The 16,408-nt window shown below is 63.6% G+C and carries 18 protein-coding genes and 1 tRNA gene; 11 read left to right on the plus strand and 8 right to left on the minus strand.

Annotation, left to right across the window (positions count from 1 at the left end; genetic code table 11):
- Positions 1–243: 243 nt before the first annotated feature.
- The gene (locus Q8K99_11170) at positions 244–609 is read left to right on the plus strand and encodes a hypothetical protein (GenBank protein MDP2183115.1); all 366 of its coding nucleotides are present in this window, start codon (positions 244–246) and stop codon (positions 607–609) included.
- A 15-nt stretch (positions 610–624) separates the two neighbouring features.
- Here the strand turns inward: Q8K99_11170 and Q8K99_11175 are convergent, their stop codons facing one another.
- The 3 genes from Q8K99_11175 to Q8K99_11185 are packed head-to-tail and all read right to left on the minus strand — an operon-like array spanning position 625 to position 1,732.
- Positions 625–1,062: a hypothetical protein gene (locus Q8K99_11175; protein ID MDP2183116.1), complete on the minus strand. Its 438-nt coding sequence runs from the start codon at positions 1,060–1,062 to the stop codon at positions 625–627.
- Between the two features lie 17 nt (positions 1,063–1,079).
- Positions 1,080–1,361 (minus strand): hypothetical protein, encoded by a 282-nt coding sequence (locus Q8K99_11180; protein ID MDP2183117.1) that lies wholly within the window; start codon positions 1,359–1,361, stop codon positions 1,080–1,082.
- On the minus strand, positions 1,358–1,732 hold the full coding sequence (locus Q8K99_11185) for a DUF2089 family protein (protein ID MDP2183118.1): 375 nt from the start codon (positions 1,730–1,732) through the stop codon (positions 1,358–1,360). The genes Q8K99_11180 and Q8K99_11185 overlap by 4 nt, the downstream gene beginning before the upstream one ends.
- Positions 1,733–1,879: 147 nt before the next feature.
- Here Q8K99_11185 and Q8K99_11190 point away from each other — a divergent pair, with 147 nt between their 5' ends.
- The 5 genes from Q8K99_11190 to Q8K99_11210 all read left to right on the plus strand — a co-directional run bounded on the left by Q8K99_11190 (position 1,880) and on the right by Q8K99_11210 (position 5,935).
- Positions 1,880–2,206 (plus strand): MoaD/ThiS family protein, encoded by a 327-nt coding sequence (locus tag Q8K99_11190; GenBank protein MDP2183119.1) that lies wholly within the window; start codon positions 1,880–1,882, stop codon positions 2,204–2,206.
- 91 nt (positions 2,207–2,297) lie between these two features.
- Positions 2,298–4,073, plus strand: a complete 1,776-nt coding sequence (locus tag Q8K99_11195) for an aldehyde ferredoxin oxidoreductase C-terminal domain-containing protein (protein MDP2183120.1) — start codon at positions 2,298–2,300, stop codon at positions 4,071–4,073.
- A 147-nt stretch (positions 4,074–4,220) separates the two neighbouring features.
- Positions 4,221–4,457, plus strand: a complete 237-nt coding sequence (locus Q8K99_11200; protein ID MDP2183121.1) for a MoaD/ThiS family protein — start codon at positions 4,221–4,223, stop codon at positions 4,455–4,457.
- Positions 4,458–4,463: 6 nt separating this feature from the next.
- Positions 4,464–5,096 (plus strand): sulfur carrier protein ThiS adenylyltransferase ThiF, encoded by a 633-nt coding sequence (gene thiF / locus Q8K99_11205; protein MDP2183122.1) that lies wholly within the window; start codon positions 4,464–4,466, stop codon positions 5,094–5,096.
- Positions 5,097–5,194: 98 nt separating this feature from the next.
- Complete coding sequence (locus Q8K99_11210) at positions 5,195–5,935, plus strand: hypothetical protein (GenBank protein MDP2183123.1); 741 nt, start codon at positions 5,195–5,197, stop codon at positions 5,933–5,935.
- Positions 5,936–5,957: 22 nt separating this feature from the next.
- On the opposite strand, the gene Q8K99_11215 is transcribed toward Q8K99_11210, so the two are convergent.
- The gene (locus Q8K99_11215; protein ID MDP2183124.1) at positions 5,958–6,308 is read right to left on the minus strand and encodes a YbaN family protein; all 351 of its coding nucleotides are present in this window, start codon (positions 6,306–6,308) and stop codon (positions 5,958–5,960) included.
- Positions 6,309–6,318: 10 nt separating this feature from the next.
- Positions 6,319–7,161 (minus strand): aminotransferase class IV, encoded by an 843-nt coding sequence (locus Q8K99_11220; protein ID MDP2183125.1) that lies wholly within the window; start codon positions 7,159–7,161, stop codon positions 6,319–6,321.
- 174 nt (positions 7,162–7,335) lie between these two features.
- On the opposite strand from Q8K99_11220, the gene Q8K99_11225 reads away from it, so the two are divergent.
- A complete protein-coding gene (locus Q8K99_11225; protein ID MDP2183126.1) occupies positions 7,336–7,860 on the plus strand; it encodes a cell wall-binding repeat-containing protein in 525 nt (174 codons plus the stop codon).
- Here the strand turns inward: Q8K99_11225 and Q8K99_11230 are convergent.
- Together Q8K99_11230 and Q8K99_11235 are read right to left on the minus strand one after the other, a co-directional pair.
- A complete protein-coding gene (locus Q8K99_11230) occupies positions 7,808–9,100 on the minus strand; it encodes a hypothetical protein (GenBank protein MDP2183127.1) in 1,293 nt (430 codons plus the stop codon). The genes Q8K99_11225 and Q8K99_11230 overlap by 53 nt on opposite strands.
- Before the next feature lie 295 nt (positions 9,101–9,395).
- Positions 9,396–9,602 (minus strand): hypothetical protein, encoded by a 207-nt coding sequence (locus Q8K99_11235; GenBank protein MDP2183128.1) that lies wholly within the window; start codon positions 9,600–9,602, stop codon positions 9,396–9,398.
- Positions 9,603–9,865: 263 nt separating this feature from the next.
- Here Q8K99_11235 and Q8K99_11240 point away from each other — a divergent pair, with 263 nt between their 5' ends.
- The 4 genes from Q8K99_11240 to Q8K99_11255 all read left to right on the plus strand — a co-directional run bounded on the left by Q8K99_11240 (position 9,866) and on the right by Q8K99_11255 (position 13,336).
- Entirely contained in the window at positions 9,866–10,543 is a 678-nt protein-coding gene (locus tag Q8K99_11240; protein MDP2183129.1) for a TetR family transcriptional regulator, read from the plus strand.
- Positions 10,540–11,445 (plus strand): ABC transporter ATP-binding protein, encoded by a 906-nt coding sequence (locus tag Q8K99_11245; protein ID MDP2183130.1) that lies wholly within the window; start codon positions 10,540–10,542, stop codon positions 11,443–11,445. Before Q8K99_11240 ends, Q8K99_11245 begins: the two co-directional genes overlap by 4 nt.
- Positions 11,445–13,103 carry an ABC transporter permease subunit gene (locus Q8K99_11250; protein MDP2183131.1) on the plus strand — a complete coding sequence of 553 codons (1,659 nt, stop codon included), beginning with the start codon at positions 11,445–11,447 and terminating at the stop codon, positions 13,101–13,103. The genes Q8K99_11245 and Q8K99_11250 overlap by 1 nt, the downstream gene beginning before the upstream one ends.
- Before the next feature lie 140 nt (positions 13,104–13,243).
- Positions 13,244–13,336: transfer RNA gene (locus Q8K99_11255), tRNA-Ser, on the plus strand.
- Positions 13,337–13,419: 83 nt separating this feature from the next.
- On the opposite strand, the gene Q8K99_11260 is transcribed toward Q8K99_11255, so the two are convergent.
- A complete protein-coding gene (locus Q8K99_11260; GenBank protein MDP2183132.1) occupies positions 13,420–16,107 on the minus strand; it encodes a hypothetical protein in 2,688 nt (895 codons plus the stop codon).
- Positions 16,108–16,408: the final 301 nt, after the last annotated feature.

A 16,408-nucleotide genomic window follows, 5' to 3' on the forward strand; every position in this document is an offset into this window, starting at 1 on the left:
GCTTGAATAGACTGCTTGTGCGCACGTCGTCCTCCGTGGCTCGGTTTCCTGACTCTCAGACAAGCCAGTATCCCAAGCTCAGGGGCGACGTGCGTAACTCATTCAGGGCGGATTCTCACCCACACATGTGTCACAAGATCCTTTCAATCGGCCGAGACCGGGTTCGGTGCGGGACCATCCGAGGCAGCACGGTGGCCATACGCAGTAGGGCTGCTGGGTGTTCTCCTGGGTCTGGTCGGTTTCGTGCTCGCGCCGATCGCCGGCGTGGTCTACCTGGCGGGTCCTGCAGTGGGCTATGCGACATACCGGTCGACACGTGCGCAGTCGCCCTTTCGCCACGGGCTCATCGTGGCGAGCGGACTGTTCCTGGCCGGAGCGCTCGTCTTTGGTGCCGGGGCTGCAGTCTCGCTATGGGCATTCGGCAATGGGCGGTTCGCAGCCCAGGAGCTGGGGTCCGGACTAGCGTTCTTCGGCTTGCTGATCGTGCCGTTCGGAGGACTGCTCGTGGGCGGGGTCTCGCTCATCGGGGCGCTTGTTCGCCCGGGAGTTGGAAAGCCCGTTCGTCCGCAGCCGGTCGGGGGGCTTGAGGATCCGGAGCCGTCGAGCTAGCAGCCGTGCGTCCTCCTATGCGCAGAAGACGCGGATGTTGTCTCCGTCTCCGGACTGGACGTTGACTTCCATCTCACGGAGGCTCTCGATGATGTCTTCGATGTCTTCGGGCTTGAAGTTGTTGAAGTCGATCGACATGCCGTGGTCGCTCATCGACTCGTTGATCTGGTCCATCGCCTGCGGCGGAATGAGCGACGTGAGCTTGAGGCCCGCGCGCAGCAACCCGAGGGGAACCTTCACGTCGACGGTGTCCTTGCCGGTGACTTTCACGTACATGAACTTGGGCGTGCCCGAGGGCGCGGGCCCGGTGGGCCAGTCCGCCGACGCGGAGGTCGAGGAAGCAGCGGTCTCCTCGGCCGGTGTCTGAAGGGCGTCGAGCAGTGTCTCGGCTTCGACTGCCGTGATCTTGCCCTCGGCGAGCATGCCGAGGATGCGGGTCCGATCTTCACTCATGATGTCCAACTCCCTTTCTAGATGATTCTGATATTGACGCGGTCGGAACCGTCGACGTCCACGCACGTGCCGCGGCACTCGCCAAGCAGCGACGTGAGGCGCAAGATGAGTTCGGTGTAGCGGTGGAAGCGCGCACCCGCGAGCCACGTGACGATGTCGACGAACACCGTCGCGCAGAGCGCGAGGGCCACGAGCACGAGCAGCAGTGGCCACAACAGGAACAGCGGCAGCCAGAACCACCAGCCCTTCTTGTCGGCCTCCTTCACGCTCACGTAGATGATTGCTGGAGGAAGAATCATCGCCCTCGCCTGAGCCTTTCCGCCGCCTCAGTCGCCGTGAGTTCGCCGCGATCGAGCTGGCCGAGGACGTCCTCGCTGTCCAACGTCGGCTCGATCTCGATCTGCACGAGTTGGAGCTGGGTCGCGACGCGGTTGAGCCGGTTCTTGATGGTCGGGTAGCTTACGCCGAACGCTTTCTCCATATGTTTGATCGATCCGTGGCAGCGGACGAACTCGCCAACGAAGACCTGATCCTCGTAGCGCAATCCCGCCAGAGGCGGCAGCTCGAACTCGCCTTCGATGGTCACGCCGGAGTCGTGCAGGCGAACGCCGGTTACGGCGAACTTGCGGTCTCCGGTCAGATCGGTCAACTCGTGCCATTCGTGTGCCATGAGGGGCCTTTCGTTGAGTTCCTGCGGTCATAGTGTACCCAGGAATCAAGAAAGTCAAGCGAGAACTTAAGAAAATCAAGTTCAGGCGGCAAACACGGGATTGCGCCCGAATGGCCTAGGGCACGCCGGACGGGGTATCGTGGGGGCATGGAGAATCAACCCCCCGTCACGGTTCGCATGTTCGGTCTGCTGCACTCCGCCCGGAGCGCCGCCGGCTTGCCGTCGCTCGTGGAGGTCGAGGTCCCGGCCGACGGCACAACCGCACGCGAGATAGCGGTCAACCTCGAGCTCGATCTCGATATCATCGAGGGCGTGTTCGTGAACCGGACCGTCTACGATATCGGGCACATCGTGCGTCCTGGCGACCGGATAGCGTTCGTGCCACAGGGCACGCCAGGCCCTCATCGCGTCTACCTCGGGCTGTATCGCGCTGGCCAAGAAACGCATAATGATTCTGGCGATACGGCAGACTGACTCCTCTGCCATGGGGAATACAGAATGAAACTCGAATGTCTGGGCGCCGCTTGAGCGTGTCGACGGCGCGTGTGTATGGAGGAGGAATCGTATGAGGTACATCTTGCGTGTCAACATGTCGGACCTCTCGATCACGAAGGAGGATCTGCCTGCTTCGCGGGCACGCTACGGAGGTCGAGTTCTGACTTCCGCGATCGTGTTCGATGAAGTGCCGCCTACGGCCGACCCGTTGGGGCCGGACAACGTACTCGTGTTCGCACCGGGTCTCCTTGGCGGGACGAGCACGCCGAACGGCGGGCGCTTGTCGGTCGGGGCGAAGAGCCCGTTGACCGGCGGCATCAAGGAGTCGAACTCCGGCGGTCAGGCGGCCAACGCGCTCGGGCGTCTGGGCATCGCGGCGATCGTCGTCACCGGCAAGCCAGCCGATCCCTCGGCACGCTACCAGCTCACGATCGAGGCGGACGGGGAGGCTTCGCTCTCACGCATCGACCAGTGGGCCGGGGCCGGCAACTATGCCGTCGCGGATGCGATCAAGGGAACACGTCCCGAGGGCGATCGCTACTCGACCATCACGAACGGGCCAGCCGGCGAGGCTGGTATGAGGGCTGCGGGCATCGCTATCTCGGACATGAAGGGCTACCCGAACCGCTTTGCTGGCCGTGGCGGCCTGGGTGCGGTGATGGGCTCCAAGGGGCTCAAGGCCATCGTCATCTCGGACAAGGGGCTCGGCACGCCCGAGCACGCCGACAAGGAGGCCTTCAGCGCCGCCATCAAGACGTTCTCGGCCGCGCTCAAGGAACATCCGGTCTCCGGCCAGGCTCTGCCGACGTACGGCACGAACGTACTCACGAACATCCTCTCTGAAGCGGGCGGACTTCCGACCCGGAACTTCTCATCCGGCACGTTCGAGGGCGCGGAGGCGACGAGCGGTGAGCGTCAGCGAGAGGTCATCCTCGAGCGTGGCGGCGACGTGCAGCACGGCTGCCATACGGGTTGCGTCATCCAGTGCTCGCGCTACTGGGTCGACAAGGACGGCCACTACAAGACGAAGGGACCGGAGTACGAGACGGTTTGGTCGTTCGGCGCTGACTGTGGGATAGACGACCTCGACGATATCGCCGAGCTCGACCGCGCGTGCGGTGACTTCGGCCTCGACACCATCGAGATGGGCGCCACCATGGCGGTCTACATGGCTTCCGGCGCGCTGGAGTTCGGCGACGGCAAGGGTGCCCTGGCCGCGCTCAAGAGCGTGTTCGAGGGCGGGGAGCCCGGCCGCGTTCTCGGTGATGGCGCCGAGGCGACCGGCAAGAAGTTCGGTGTAAAGAACATCCCTGTCGTTAAGCACCAGGCACTGCCCGCCTACGACCCGCGTTCCGTCATGGGCATCGGCGTCACCTACGCGACCTCCACGATGGGCGCGGATCACACCGCAGGCTACGCGGTCGCCACGAACATCCTGAAGGTCGGCGGCGATGTCGACCCCTTGAAGCCCGAGGGCCAGGTCGAGCTCTCTCGCAATCTGCAGATCGCGACCGCGATGCTCGATTCGTTCGGGCTGTGCATTTTCGTCGCGTTCCCGGTTCTCGATATCCCTGAGGCGTTCACAGCGATCCACGAGATGGCCCAGGCGCACACAGGCCAGGAGTGGGATGTCGATGCGCTCCTGCAGCTTGGCAAGGAAACGCTCGTGTACGAGCGGCTCTTCAACGAGCGTGCCGGCATGGGTACTGCCGACGATCGCCTGCCCGAGTTCTTCATCACCGAGGAGCTTCCGCCGCACAACGTCACGTTCACGGTGACCGATGCAGATCTCGACACGGTGTTCGACTTCGTGCCCGAGGTGGCCAAGGGGATGGGCCTCGCCTAGAACGGCAGCTCGTATTCGTCACTGGTCGTGTACCCCCGCTGAGTTACTCGGCGGGGGTACACTTGTTGCAGGGCGGGGATTCCCCACGGGCGGCCGTCTGGCCGCGTCGCCGGGCATCGGATCTATGAGGAACGAGGTGAGTCGCGCATGAAGGTCGACGTCGCGCTGTTCGCGTCGCTTTCAGGGTTCCATGTCGCGCCCGGCGAAGACCGCACGCGCGCATACGATCTCGCGTCCGGTGCGACCATCGCAGACGTGATCGCCACCCTTGGCCTGCCTGATCAGCCGCGCATCGTCTTCGTCAACGGTCGCCACGCCGAGGAGACCGCTGAGCTGCATGCCGGCGAGCGGCTCGCGATCTTCCCGCCGGTAGCGGGAGGGTAGGGATTGATGATTGCGCCTGACGGATCCAATAGCACAGATACGCGCATTCCCGAACCCGAGTTGCGCGCCCGTTTGCGCGCGTCCTCGGTGGCGATTCTGGGTTGCGGTGGGCTGGGCAGCAATGTAGCCGCGATGCTGCTGCGCTCCGGAGTCCGGACGCTGGCGCTCGTCGACGTCGATCGGGTCGAAGTCGACAACCTGAACCGCCAGCTGTTCTTTCGCGATCAGATCGGGATGCTGAAGGTCGAAGCGCTTGCCGAGACGCTCGACCGCATCGACCCGGACGCCCGACTGACGCTCGTGGACGGTTTCATCGACGCCGCCAGCCTGCCGAGGATCGTTGCCGGCGCCGACGTGATTGTCGAAGCCGTCGACGGCGTGGAGACCAAGACACTCATCGCGGACGTGTGTGGGCGCGAGCTCCCGGACGTTCCGCTCGTGAGCGCGTCGGGGCTCGCGGGCTACGACAGCGCGAACCGCATCGAGACCGTGAGGGTCGCCGACAACCTGTGGGTCGCCGGTGACCTGGAGTCCGACGTCCGCGAGGGCCACGCCCTGCTGGCGTCCCGCGTGATGGTCGCTGCCGCTCACCAGGCGCATGCGGTGATTCGTCTGCTGATAGGACTCGATGGGGAGTAGTGGCACAGCAACATTGCCCGGATCGTCGAGTGCTACACCCCTTGGCGGCACCGCCAGAATGTCGGGTAACCGGTCCAGCATGAGTGAAGGCGGACGTGATGAAGAAGATCAACTGGCGAGTGAAGCTCGGCCTGGGACTCGTCGCGGCTTCGGCAGTCCTGATGGTTGTGCACTACCTGATCTTTCGCGACCTGCACCACCTCGCGATCTACGGGTTCCACGAGATTGCGATGATGCCGATCGAAGTGTTGTTCGTGACGATGATCCTGCACTCGCTGCTCGAGCGTCGCGCCCGTCAGGAGATGCTGCAGAAGCTCAACATGGTCATCGGTGCGTTCTTCAGCGAGGTCGGGTCGGGCCTGCTGCATCGGATCTCAGCACTGGACGAGACGGTCGAGGTCCGCGAGCACTTTCTCGTGAGCGCCGCGTGGGACGCGCGCCGGTACGAGACCGCCAGGAAGGCAGCAGCCGCGTACGACTACGACGTGCAGGCCACGCCGGAGGATCTGCGCGAGCTGCGAACCTTCATCGTTGAGAAGCGGGCGTTTCTCCTTGGCCTGCTACAGAACCCCAACCTGCTCGAGCACAAGAGCTTCACCGATGCGCTGTGGGCGATCTTTCACCTGTCCGAGGAGCTCGAACATCGCAGTGACTTCGCGGGAATGCCCGAGAGCGATCGGCTGCATCTGACCGGTGACATCAAGCGCGCGTACGCGGCGCTGGCCGGGGAGTGGCTCGACTACGCGCAGCACCTGCAGACGGCGTATCCGTATCTGTTCTCATTGGCGGTGCGGACCAATCCGCTCGATTCGAACGCGACGGTGACCGTCAGCTCGTAGGGAGCGAAACGCCGCAGCTGGTTCACGACGCCGGGGCTGTTGGTAGGCGCAAGAGGTAGATCGTAACGCCCGCGGCTGTGAGAAGCATCGCCACATCGCCGACAAGTAACGGAACGAACAGAACAGCAGACGCAATCATGCTCGCCCACAAGGTGAGGACAGCCACGAACTTGGTCCTTCGTCTCAGTCCCTTGCCTTCCAAGTAGTCGGCAATCTGGGGGCCAAAGACCGGATGACCGACCAGCCAGGCATGCAGCCTCTCCGAACTGCGAAGGAAGCAAGCCGCAGCCAGGAGAACGAACGGCGTGGTTGGGAGCACGGGCAGCGCCATGCCGAGCGCGCCGAGCCCGAGGAAGAACCACCCGAATGCCATCAGTGTGTACCTACGCACGTTGTCCTACCGCTTCCGAATAGGCCTCCATAACCTGGCGTGTGATAGGTCCGACCGTGCCGTCTGCGATCACGCGGTCATCGATCCGGACGATCGGAACCACACCGCGCACCGTCGAGGTGAGGAACGACTCGTCGGCGTCGAGTACCTCTTCCAGCGTGACGTCCCGGTAGACAATCTCAATCTGATCCTTCACGACGTCCAGCGCGAATGCCTTGATCGTCCCCGGCAGCACACCCTTGCCGGGTGCGTGGATCTGCCCGTTCTTGACAACCATGAAGCTGGCGGTCGCCGCCTCGGATATGAGCCCGCCGCTGTGGAAGAGCATATCGATGGCGCCGGCCTCATCGATTCGGTCGTGGTTGCTCAGCCACGTCAGGTAGCTCGTGGTCTTCGCAAGAGGGAACTCGCGTTGGTGTTCGTGCAGGACAAGCTTGCCGCCGTCCGTGTAGACCTCGGCGGGTAGCCGAAAGCTGTCGTGGGTGAGGATGAAGAAGGTAGGCGTAGCGGGGTCGTATCTCATCCCATCGGGAGACACGCCGCCCGAGAGTACGAGCCGGATGGTCGCTTCATCCTCGTGCGCGTTCAGCCCCAGCAGCTCGTCGATTGCAGCTGCGATCACTTCGTCTGTGTACGGGACAGCGAGGCCGATCTGAGCTGCCGAAGCGCGTAGCCTCTCCAGGTGCTCTGCGAGCAGGAACGGTCGTCCTTTCACAGTCTCTAGTAGGTCAAAGACGGCGAAGCCGCGCAGGATGCCGACATCGAATGGGGAGACGGTGGCATCCTCGGCGGGCAGGATCCGGCCGTTCAGGTACACGTGTTGCGTGGTCGGCATGGCGCTCCTCGGGATACTCGTCGTTTCCGGCGTGCACTACGGGTTGTTCCCGTACATCCTATCCGACAGGCTAGCGGTTCGCCGAGGGGTGAGCGGGATGGCCGCGCGGGCATGCTGGCGGCTCGATGGGTTTGGCAGGACGGGGTACAATCTCCACATCCCACGGGGGTTGGGGTGTCCGAGGTGTCCGTCGTGCCCGACCCTGCCAAGTTCTTCGACGCGCTCGCGCTCTCGCCGATCGCGGCCGCACAACACTATCCGATCCTGCTCGTCAGCAAGGACGCGATCCCGGCGGCCACGCAGAGCGTCATCGACCAGTTCGACCCCGAGACCGTGGTCGGCGGCGGCGGCCCCATGACGGTCTCCGCTACCGTGAAGAACTCGCTCGGCGCGCTGCGCTGGTACGGGAGCTCGCGCTACACGACGGCGATCACCGTTGCGAACAATGCGATCAGCCGGGGCTGGCTATCGGATTCCGCGGTGGGCATTGCGGCGAAGCTGCCGGATGCGCTCACCGGTGGTGGCGTGATCGGCCGAATGGGCGGGGTGCTCTTGCTCACGAACGGCGACACGCTCACGACCGAGACCGGCAACTGGATTGCCGCGCACAAGGGCAACATCACGAACTGCTACATCTTCGGCGGGCCTAACTCGGTGAAATCGGGCGTCGTGAGCGCGGTGAAGGCCAAGCTACAATAGGGGAGTCCCCGGCCTCGCCTACTGCTGGTGACCGACCCCAGGGTGACAGCGCATGCACACCGCGTCGAGAGAGTCGGCACTCAGGGCCACGGTCGACCACGTGGACTCCTCCGCGTCGTCGAAAGTGAACGCCTAGAAGCTTCATGTCGCCGGGTGGTCCCGAGTGCGGGAAGTCCGAGCGGACATCTGCCAAGGAGGACCGGTCGAGGGCGTAGTCCTCGGAGCCGTAGTGGCACCGCACACAGGGGTCGCTGCTTGATGCCGGAGCGAGCCCCGATCGGTGACACGTATAGCACTGGCCGGGGCCGCCCCCTGCATCGGGGAGAGGGCACGGGTGCGTGCGCTCGGCGTGCACGGTGCCGCCGAGCTCCGCTGGGGCTTCCTGCGCGCCTCCCAGCATAAGGTCGTGGCAGTCGGCGCACCACCACGACAGGGTGGAGGTGTCCACGCGTGTTCGGTCTTGCGCGAAGTCCTGCACCACCCAGCGCGGCCGGGTGGTGGCGACGCCGTTTGCCGTGTAGGTGCCATCAAACGAGCTCGTCGTGCTGAAGTTGACGCCTGCGCGCGCCGTGTTCTCGATTGCGTTCACGGGAGCTTGCTCGGGGTACGTGCCATCGGAGCGCGGAGCCTGCCCGACTGCGCCAGAGGGGCTGCGCCTCAGGAGCTTGTAGCCTGCCCCATCAGAGGATGCGTCGCCCGGTTGCCACAGCATCCGGGAGTTTCCATGGGGCTCGTGGCAGTTCACACACCGGAGCGAGACGGGGCCCACACGCAGCCAGCCGTCGCCGTCCTTGGCGGGAACGAGGCGGTACATCTGCGCGGGCTGCGGGTCGTAGCGGCGCACGACGATGGCGGAGCGCGTGATGCGCCCACGAGCATCCACGGTTTCGAGCCACACGGTTTCAGCATGCTGGGACGCGGATGAGCCGGGGATCTCCGGCGCGGCGCCCAGTGTGTGACCCGATGCGGCCATAATGCCTGCGGAATCAGCGTCGTAGACGGAGGTGCCGGAGTGCGTGGACTCAACGTGGCAGTAGATGCATGCGTCATCGGCGTAGTCCGGGCGCACGAGATCGTAGCCGCCGGCGACGGCGGCATGGCAAACGTCGCAGCGCCCCGACGTGGAGTAGCCTCCGTGTGGAGATATCGTTTGCAGCTCTTCGGCTGATGCTTGAAGCGGGCTGGATAGGAATGCTGCGAGTGCCACAAGGCAAGCGAGAGCGCGTAGCCCTCCGGTCATGCCGGAAACCGGTCCCCCTGCTCACGGTGAAATACCGCGAATCTCGTGCCCGTCGGCTCCCCCGAGTCGTCGGACCCCCTCATGTGTGTGAGCGCATACTAGCGCAGGACGGGGCTGCGTGGGGCGAGTCTGAACAAGGCTGAGGTGGAGAGAGTGCGGCTGTGCCGCTCCTTCGGCGCTACTCGTTCGGGGCCTCCGACGCCGCGAGAATCCTGTCAGCCGTGCTCCGGGAAGTCTGACCGAGGAGGCGGGTGTCCGGGCGCTCTACGCGCCGATATGGGTCCCGAGCACGGTTCTACGCAAGTGTTCTGCGTATGTACTCCAGCTCCGCGTCGCCCTCAGGCTCGAGTTCGAAGTCGAGCTGCCCGATCTCGACGATGGCACCCGTACGCTCGTTGTGGATCCAGATCATCGTTTCGTTGGCGATGAGCTCCACACGGTAGGCGGGCTCCGGGAACAGATCTGCCAGCCGCTCGGCCCGATGCTCCATGTCTGCGTTCACTGTCGTCACCTTCTTTCGACATGCGAAGACAGGGAATACGGTGTACGTGCCCGCCGCACTGGGACCTAAACTTCTACGAGGTCAATCGCATGGGGAGGATCGATTCGCAGCTTCTACCGATAACACGATGTGAATGCGGTCACGAGTGCAACCGCTCGTGACACAAGATCTGTCCGTGGGGAGGGTCCGCTCCGCTCGCCCCATGATCGCTCGGTGGGCGCGTGCGCTTGTCCAAGACTGAACAACTGTTTAGACTACTGAACATGAGTTCAACCAAGACTGACGACCGCACAACCAAGGCACGCATCCGGGATGCGGCGATCACCTGTGTCGCCGAGCACGGTGTTGCGGCCATGACGGCGCGCAATGTGGCCAAGACCGCCGGAGTGTCTCCCGGGCTCGTGATTCACCACTTCGGGTCGATGGAGGATCTTCGCGCGGCGTGCGATGAGAGTGTTGCCGCACGCATCCGGCGAATCAAGGAGGATGCGGCGGCAGCAGGCGTGGCCATGGATCCGATGGAGGCACTCAAGCAGCAGTCCGAGGGTCCCTCGTTGACCAGGTACCTCGCACAAGTTCTCACAGACAGTTCTCCTCGTGTCGATGCGCTCGTCGACGAACTGGTCGCTGACGCCGTCGACTACTCGGAGCAGATGGTGGAGTCGGGCTTGATGAAGCCCACCGCGTACCCACAGGGCCGCGCGGCGATCCTGGTTATGTGGTCGCTCGGCAACCTGGTGCTCGGTCGCCACCTGGAGCGGCTGCTCGGTGTCGACGTCACAGAGACACCCGAGGATCCGACCACGGCGAGCGCCTATCTGGCCCCGACCCTGGAGTTGATGCACGACGGAGTGATGACGGATGCTTCATTCGAGCTGATGCGAGATGCCTTCGTCACGGGCGAAGCAATCTCTGACGAGGGGAAGGGAGCGGCTTCATGAGCAGTGTCACCATCAAGACCGAGGGCCTCACCAAGCACTACGGAAAGGTCGAGGCTCTGGTTGGTCTGAATCTCGAAATCGCGGGGGGTGAGATCTTCGGGTTCCTTGGCCCTAACGGGGCGGGCAAGACGACCACGATCCGCACGATGATGGACGAGATCAGGCCGACCTCCGGCAAGGCCTCGATTCTGGGGATGGACACGCACGAGAAGTCCGTTGAGATCCGCACGCACATCGGCTATCTGCCAGGCGATCTGGCGATGTACCCGAACCTCACCGGCATGGACACGATCACCTACTTCGCCAATCTGCGCGGGGGCGTCGACTACAAGCACGTTGATGGGCTTGCCGAGAGGCTGGACGCGGACCTCTCAAAGAAGGTGGGGGACCTCTCCTCGGGAAACCGCCAGAAGGTCGGTCTCATCCAGGCATTCATGAGCAAGCCCGAGGTCCTTATCATGGACGAGCCCAGCTCAGGCCTCGATCCGCTCGTGCAGCGCGAACTCCAGAAGATGATGCGCGAGGTGGCCGATGGGGGATGCACCGTGTTCCTGTCGAGCCACACGCTCTCCGAGGTCCAGCGTGTCGCTGACCGGGTCGGCATCATTCGCCACGGACATCTCGTTGCGCTTGAGGCTGTCCACGAGCTGCGGGCGAAGGCGATGCGCCAGGTCGAGCTCGAGCTCGATGCGCCGGCAGACGTGTCGGTGTTCGAAGCAGTTGAGGGCGTGCGTGACGTGAGGGCTCAGGGCAACCACGCGCTCATGACCTTCGGTGGCGACATGGGCGCGCTCCTCAAGGCGATCGAGGGGCGATACACCATCGTCGATATCAGCACTCAGTCCGCGGACCTCGAAGAGATCTTCCTCACCTACTACCAGGATGAGGAGGTGTCCTCCTGATGCTCACGAGCGTCTTTCTCAAGACCATGAGGGATCGCTGGAGGGGCTGGACGATCGCCCTTCTCAGCATGGTGGCGATGGGCGCAATGGCGATGGCGGCCTACCAGAACATCAACCCCGCGGTCTTTGCCAGCATGCCCGAGGCCTACCTCTCCCTCCTCGGGCTTCAGGGCGAGATGGACGTCGGTGCGCTCTCCATCAGCGTCGTCATGGGCAGCTACGGCGCCATGGTGATTGCTTCAATGGCGTTCACCATGGGTGCGGCCGCGATCGCGGGTGAGGAGCGCGATGGAACTCTCGGCCTGCTGCTCGGCAACCCCAAGAGTCGCAGCCATGTGCTGGTAGCCAAGGCGCTGTCGATGATCCTGTTCACCGCGGTGACCGTGGCGCTGCTCGCGGGTGCAACGCTGCTTCTTGCGAGCGTGCTCAACGTCTCGATCGGGGATATGGATGTAGCCGCCCTGGGCGTGCATCTGTTGGCGAACTGCTTGTTCTACGGGTTCCTCGCGCTGCTCATTGGCTCGTGGATCGGCAATCGTGGGGCTGCGCTTGGCATAGCCATCGGCGTCATGGTCGTGTCTTTCCTCGGCGTAGGGCTTCTGCCTCTTCTCGAAGGCGGCAAGGACTGGGTGAAGATTCTCCCGGGGTACTACTTCGACGGCAGCGGTCCTTTGTACAACGGCATCAAGTGGAGCGACGTCGGAGTACTGCTCGGTGTGTCGACGTTCTTCGGTGCGGGTGCGATCGTTGGTGTGAATCGGCGGGACCTCAAAGGTCAGTCCACCGACGTCACAATCATGGATCGGATCCGGGCCAATCCGCTGACCGACAAGATCATCGGTCGGCTCGCGGGAGCAGCTCGCGTCTCGTCGGTCTGGTTCAAGACGGCGTCCGAGTATCAGACGACGTTGTTGGTGTCGGCGGCATACATGTTCCTGATCCAGGGCTTCATGCTTGGGCCGTTCTACTCGGTGATTCCTGAGGAGACCCGTGCTATGGGTGACCAGCTTCCCGAGCAGATGATCGCCATCTTCGGAGGTGGCGATCTGAGCACCCCGCAGGGTTGGTATCAGATCGAGACGTTCGGGATGATGGCTCCCGTTGTCATCATGATCGCGACCATCGCAATCGGCGCGGGCGCCATTGCGGGCGAAGAGTCCAAACGGACGATGGGCCTTCTGCTGGCCAATCCGATCAGCCGCGCGCGCATCATCGCCGAGAAGACGTTCACCATGCTGCTCTTCGGTTCCCTCGTGGGTCTGGCGACCTTCGGGGGCGTTGCGCTCGGCTCCATCGTCGGAGACCTAGGAATCGATGTCGGGTACATTGCCGCAACGTGCGTGCTGGCGACCCTCGTGGGCATGTTGTTCGGTGCCTTGGCGCTGGCGGTCGGGGCGGGGACGGGGCGCAAGAAGGTGGCGATGTGGGTGGCCATAGGCGCAGCCACCCTGACGCACGTACTCAACTCGCTCGGCGAGATCAACAGCAACCTCGCGGGCATTCAGAAGCTGTCGCCGTTCTACTACTACTTGGGCAGCGATCCGCTCAACAACGGCATGGACTGGGTCGGGGCGGTGGTGCTCGCAGCGACAACGGTGGTACTCATTGCGGCGTCATTCGTGCTCTTCCAGAGGCGGGATATCCGACAGAGGGACTAGCGCTCCGGGAGTGTGTTCGCTCGCAACGACGGAGGCTCCGGCCGTGATGGCGGGGCCTCCTTGACCCGTTGCCCCTCTTCCGCCCCCTCGGTATACTCGCCTTTGCGCTCTGAGCGGCCTCGGGCTGCTCGCGCCATCGCGGAGAGGTGGCAGAGTGGTTGAATGCGGCGGTCTCGAAAACCGTTAGGCGGGTATCCCCCGTCTCGGGGGTTCGAATCCCCCCCTCTCCGCCAGGAAGAACTGAAGACGCCCGCTCCTCGTGATGAGGGGCGGGCGTCTGCTTTGTAGCGGGCTACTGCTCGCTCTCGCTCGCGTTCTAGTTCAAGTCGACTCTCGTGTGCCCTTTCGTCCAGTGGACCTTCGCGAGGTCGTCCATCAGCCACTGGTAGCAGATCTCTGTGATCGGTCGCTTGCCGAAGACATCCAGAACCGTCATCGTCACGTCGCCGAGCGCGACATTCGCAAGGTCTGGTCGGTCCTCCGCAGCCTGGCGAGCCTCGGCGGCGAGATCCTCGAACGCAGGCACTTCGTCAACGATACTGACGGTCACTCGGTTTTCGCTCTCGGTGGGAATGGGGAGGAGATGCCACGTCCCGCCCGGACCAGGCCAGCCACCTTCGGAGGTCCGCAGGAAGAACCGGAGATCGACCGGGAAGAGCGTGGCCTTCCGTAGGTGCGGCGAGAGAGGTGCAAGAAGCCCCGTGCTCAACTGCTCGTATGACGACAGCGCACCCGAGTACACGGACTCGACGCGGAGACGCAACTGCTCGTGCGTGAAGAAGCTCCAGACCCAAGAGGGGGAGCCAGCCGGTCTGGCATCCGGAAGCGGCCACGGCGCCTGGAGGAACTCCTCGCCCGCCTCGGTAAGCGCCGCAAGGTGGGGTATCAGGGCGAGCAGAGGCTGCTTCAGCCCGGCCGTGGGGCCCACGAAATGGCAGTCCTCTGGCAGGTTGAGTCGCTCGATTGTACGCGTGAGCTCTGCAACGCTGACCGGCTCACCGGTCCAGTCTCGACCAAGCACAGTCCTGGCGGCGAGCCAGGCGGCCTCTCTCGCGATTGGGCCTTCGGCAGCGAGAGGTAACCCTTCTCTGAGCAGGGCGGTCAGCTCATCGCGAATCTCCCCGTGTGCCCAAGACCACGGCCATGCGGGGCTGGGGCTCGGCGCTGCGCTGCGCATGTGTATCCACGGCAAACGACGGGGTGCGCCCCACCCGATGTCCTCCTTGGCGAGGGCCACCACTCGGGGCTGGTCAGGAGAGCTCCGGAGCCAGGCGACAGTGAGCATTGGCTCGTCCACGTAGGTGCCAACGGCCGCCACATCTCCGCTAGCGTCCACCGGAACAATGAGGTCGCCGAGCTGTCCCAGCGATCCGTGGAAGGCGACCATGGCTTCACGAACGAAGAGACCGGCCTCTTCGGAACTCGGGAGCGGAGGTCTTGCGGCCCCTGTCGCGAACTGAGGCGTTCCGGACTCGACAAGATCGCCAACAAGGCCCGGGTCCACGGCTACGATTGCGCACAAGACGTCGTGGATGAACCTGGTCGGAGCCATGCTCAGCAGAGCGCGCAAAGCTCCGCGCCAGCGGGAGAGACAGTCGCGGTCCCCAAGGAGTTCCTCCACGGAGACCACGCCCTCGAGTAACGCACGCGCTGCGAACCATTCCTGTAGCAGCATCAATACGAACTGCACGCTGCCGTTGTCGGCAATGACCAGGCCCGACTCCAGCAGTGGCGTGAGGTCGCCGGTGTGAGGAAGGTCGCGAATCGCCGCAGGTCCGCTCCGCTTGGTCGATTCAACAGCCATTACCATCAGCCATCGTTGTGCCTCATCGTACGATCGCAAGCCGTCCCTGAGTGCTCGGACCACTAGATGTTCAACCAGTTCTCCGGTCGTGGTGGGTGCGTGCGGATTCGTTCTGAGCCAGAGGCCGATCAGCAGCGCAAACAAGGGTAGCGTCGCTGCTTCACGGATGCTTTCGGGCCAGCGAGCAAGGTCCCACTCACGAAGAGGCCGTCCGGCGCCGACCGAGGCCAGAGACAGGGCCTTTTCAGCAGATAGAGGCTGGAGGCTCACCGACTCGCCCTGGCGGATCTCCAGCGAAGTCGCCCTGGTTGTCAGGAGCACGGCTGCCTGCATCCTCGCGGCGAGTGCCCTCGATTCGTCGAGAATGCGTCCAGCACTCCCAAGATCTAGTTCGTCGAGCCCGTCGACTATCAAGGTCAATGCGGGTGAAGGCGGGTTCCCGATAGCGACAACTCGTTTGCGCACTTGGTCAAGTAGATCGGCTTGCGCCAGGGTGCGCGAATCGAGCCATACCGGTACGGCCTTCGCCTCCGACATGGCAGCGCGGACGGCCCGCTGAAAGACGCTTTCCGCAAGAATCGACTTGCCGGCACCGAGTGGGGCAACTAGAACGCCTACGTGACCGGGGCCGAGTGTGCCCTCAGGCAGTGACCGCTGCACAGGCAGAACATCCGAGAGTCGCGCCGCGTCTTCGGGGGCTACGCCCGCGGCAATCAGCCGCGTGGCAACTCGGTGCTGGGAGCCCGAGAGGAGGCCCTCAAGTAGCGATTGTCGTGTTGGCTCACGGCCGAGCGTCCGCTCCACCGTTGAAGCCGTCTGCTTGGCAGCAATGAGGGTGCTCATGACCGCGTCTCGCGAGAGAGACTCACGGAAGGCGTTCAGAAACGCGATGGCAAGAGACTCGTCGTCTGGGTCGCGGCCGTCGAACCGCGACAGCTCAAGCTCGCTCGGCATTGTTGGCTCCCGAATGCCTAGAGCCTCTTCCACCAGGAGCCGCCAATTCGCCTCACGGGCGAGAAACGACTCGTCGACTGGCGCGATGAGCCCCCAACTAGCATTCGACTCATTGAGCGATGCCAATGCCAAGTCGTAGGCGGAACGCATGCGTCGTTCAGTCTCCTCGCCAGGATTCGGCCCGCCAAGCAACGGGATCGCGGACACCGCTGAGAGAGCCAGGCCAATTGCCTCGACGACTGTCACCCGAGCCCCCATCACCAATGACGATCAAGACATCGCCGAGGACAAGTCACCAGTCGATTGTAGCGTCTAGCGCCGACGGTGGGTGCCGTGTTTCCAGCATCTCTCGGCCTCAATCTACTAGGCCCTCCCGATTCACTTCGAATACCTTGACCTCGCTGTTTCGCGTTCTGTTGCTCTCGACTCTAGCGCGGCGGAGCGCACAACCTTTGGAGGTTTCCCGCAAGAGTGAATAGGGGTATGCTATTGATGTAGATGGCGAAATATTTCGTATGATATCGACTAATTAGGAACGGAATCAATT

Source organism: Actinomycetota bacterium (genome assembly GCA_030682655.1).
GTDB lineage: Bacteria > Actinomycetota > Coriobacteriia > Anaerosomatales > JAUXNU01 > JAUXNU01.

Coding starts and splice junctions, on each gene's coding strand:
- Q8K99_11175 (MDP2183116.1), bottom strand. CDS start 1,062: ATGAGTGAAGATCGGACCCGCATCCTCGGCATGCTCGCCGAGGGCAAG.
- Q8K99_11180 (MDP2183117.1), bottom strand. CDS start 1,361: ATGATTCTTCCTCCAGCAATCATCTACGTGAGCGTGAAGGAGGCCGAC.
- Q8K99_11185 (MDP2183118.1), bottom strand. CDS start 1,732: ATGGCACACGAATGGCACGAGTTGACCGATCTGACCGGAGACCGCAAG.
- Q8K99_11190 (MDP2183119.1), top strand. CDS start 1,880: ATGGAGAATCAACCCCCCGTCACGGTTCGCATGTTCGGTCTGCTGCAC.
- Q8K99_11195 (MDP2183120.1), top strand. CDS start 2,298: ATGAGGTACATCTTGCGTGTCAACATGTCGGACCTCTCGATCACGAAG.
- Q8K99_11200 (MDP2183121.1), top strand. CDS start 4,221: ATGAAGGTCGACGTCGCGCTGTTCGCGTCGCTTTCAGGGTTCCATGTC.
- thiF (MDP2183122.1), top strand. CDS start 4,464: ATGATTGCGCCTGACGGATCCAATAGCACAGATACGCGCATTCCCGAA.
- Q8K99_11210 (MDP2183123.1), top strand. CDS start 5,195: ATGAAGAAGATCAACTGGCGAGTGAAGCTCGGCCTGGGACTCGTCGCG.
- Q8K99_11215 (MDP2183124.1), bottom strand. CDS start 6,308: ATGGCATTCGGGTGGTTCTTCCTCGGGCTCGGCGCGCTCGGCATGGCG.
- Q8K99_11220 (MDP2183125.1), bottom strand. CDS start 7,161: ATGCCGACCACGCAACACGTGTACCTGAACGGCCGGATCCTGCCCGCC.
- Q8K99_11230 (MDP2183127.1), bottom strand. CDS start 9,100: ATGACCGGAGGGCTACGCGCTCTCGCTTGCCTTGTGGCACTCGCAGCA.
- Q8K99_11240 (MDP2183129.1), top strand. CDS start 9,866: ATGAGTTCAACCAAGACTGACGACCGCACAACCAAGGCACGCATCCGG.
- Q8K99_11245 (MDP2183130.1), top strand. CDS start 10,540: ATGAGCAGTGTCACCATCAAGACCGAGGGCCTCACCAAGCACTACGGA.
- Q8K99_11250 (MDP2183131.1), top strand. CDS start 11,445: ATGCTCACGAGCGTCTTTCTCAAGACCATGAGGGATCGCTGGAGGGGC.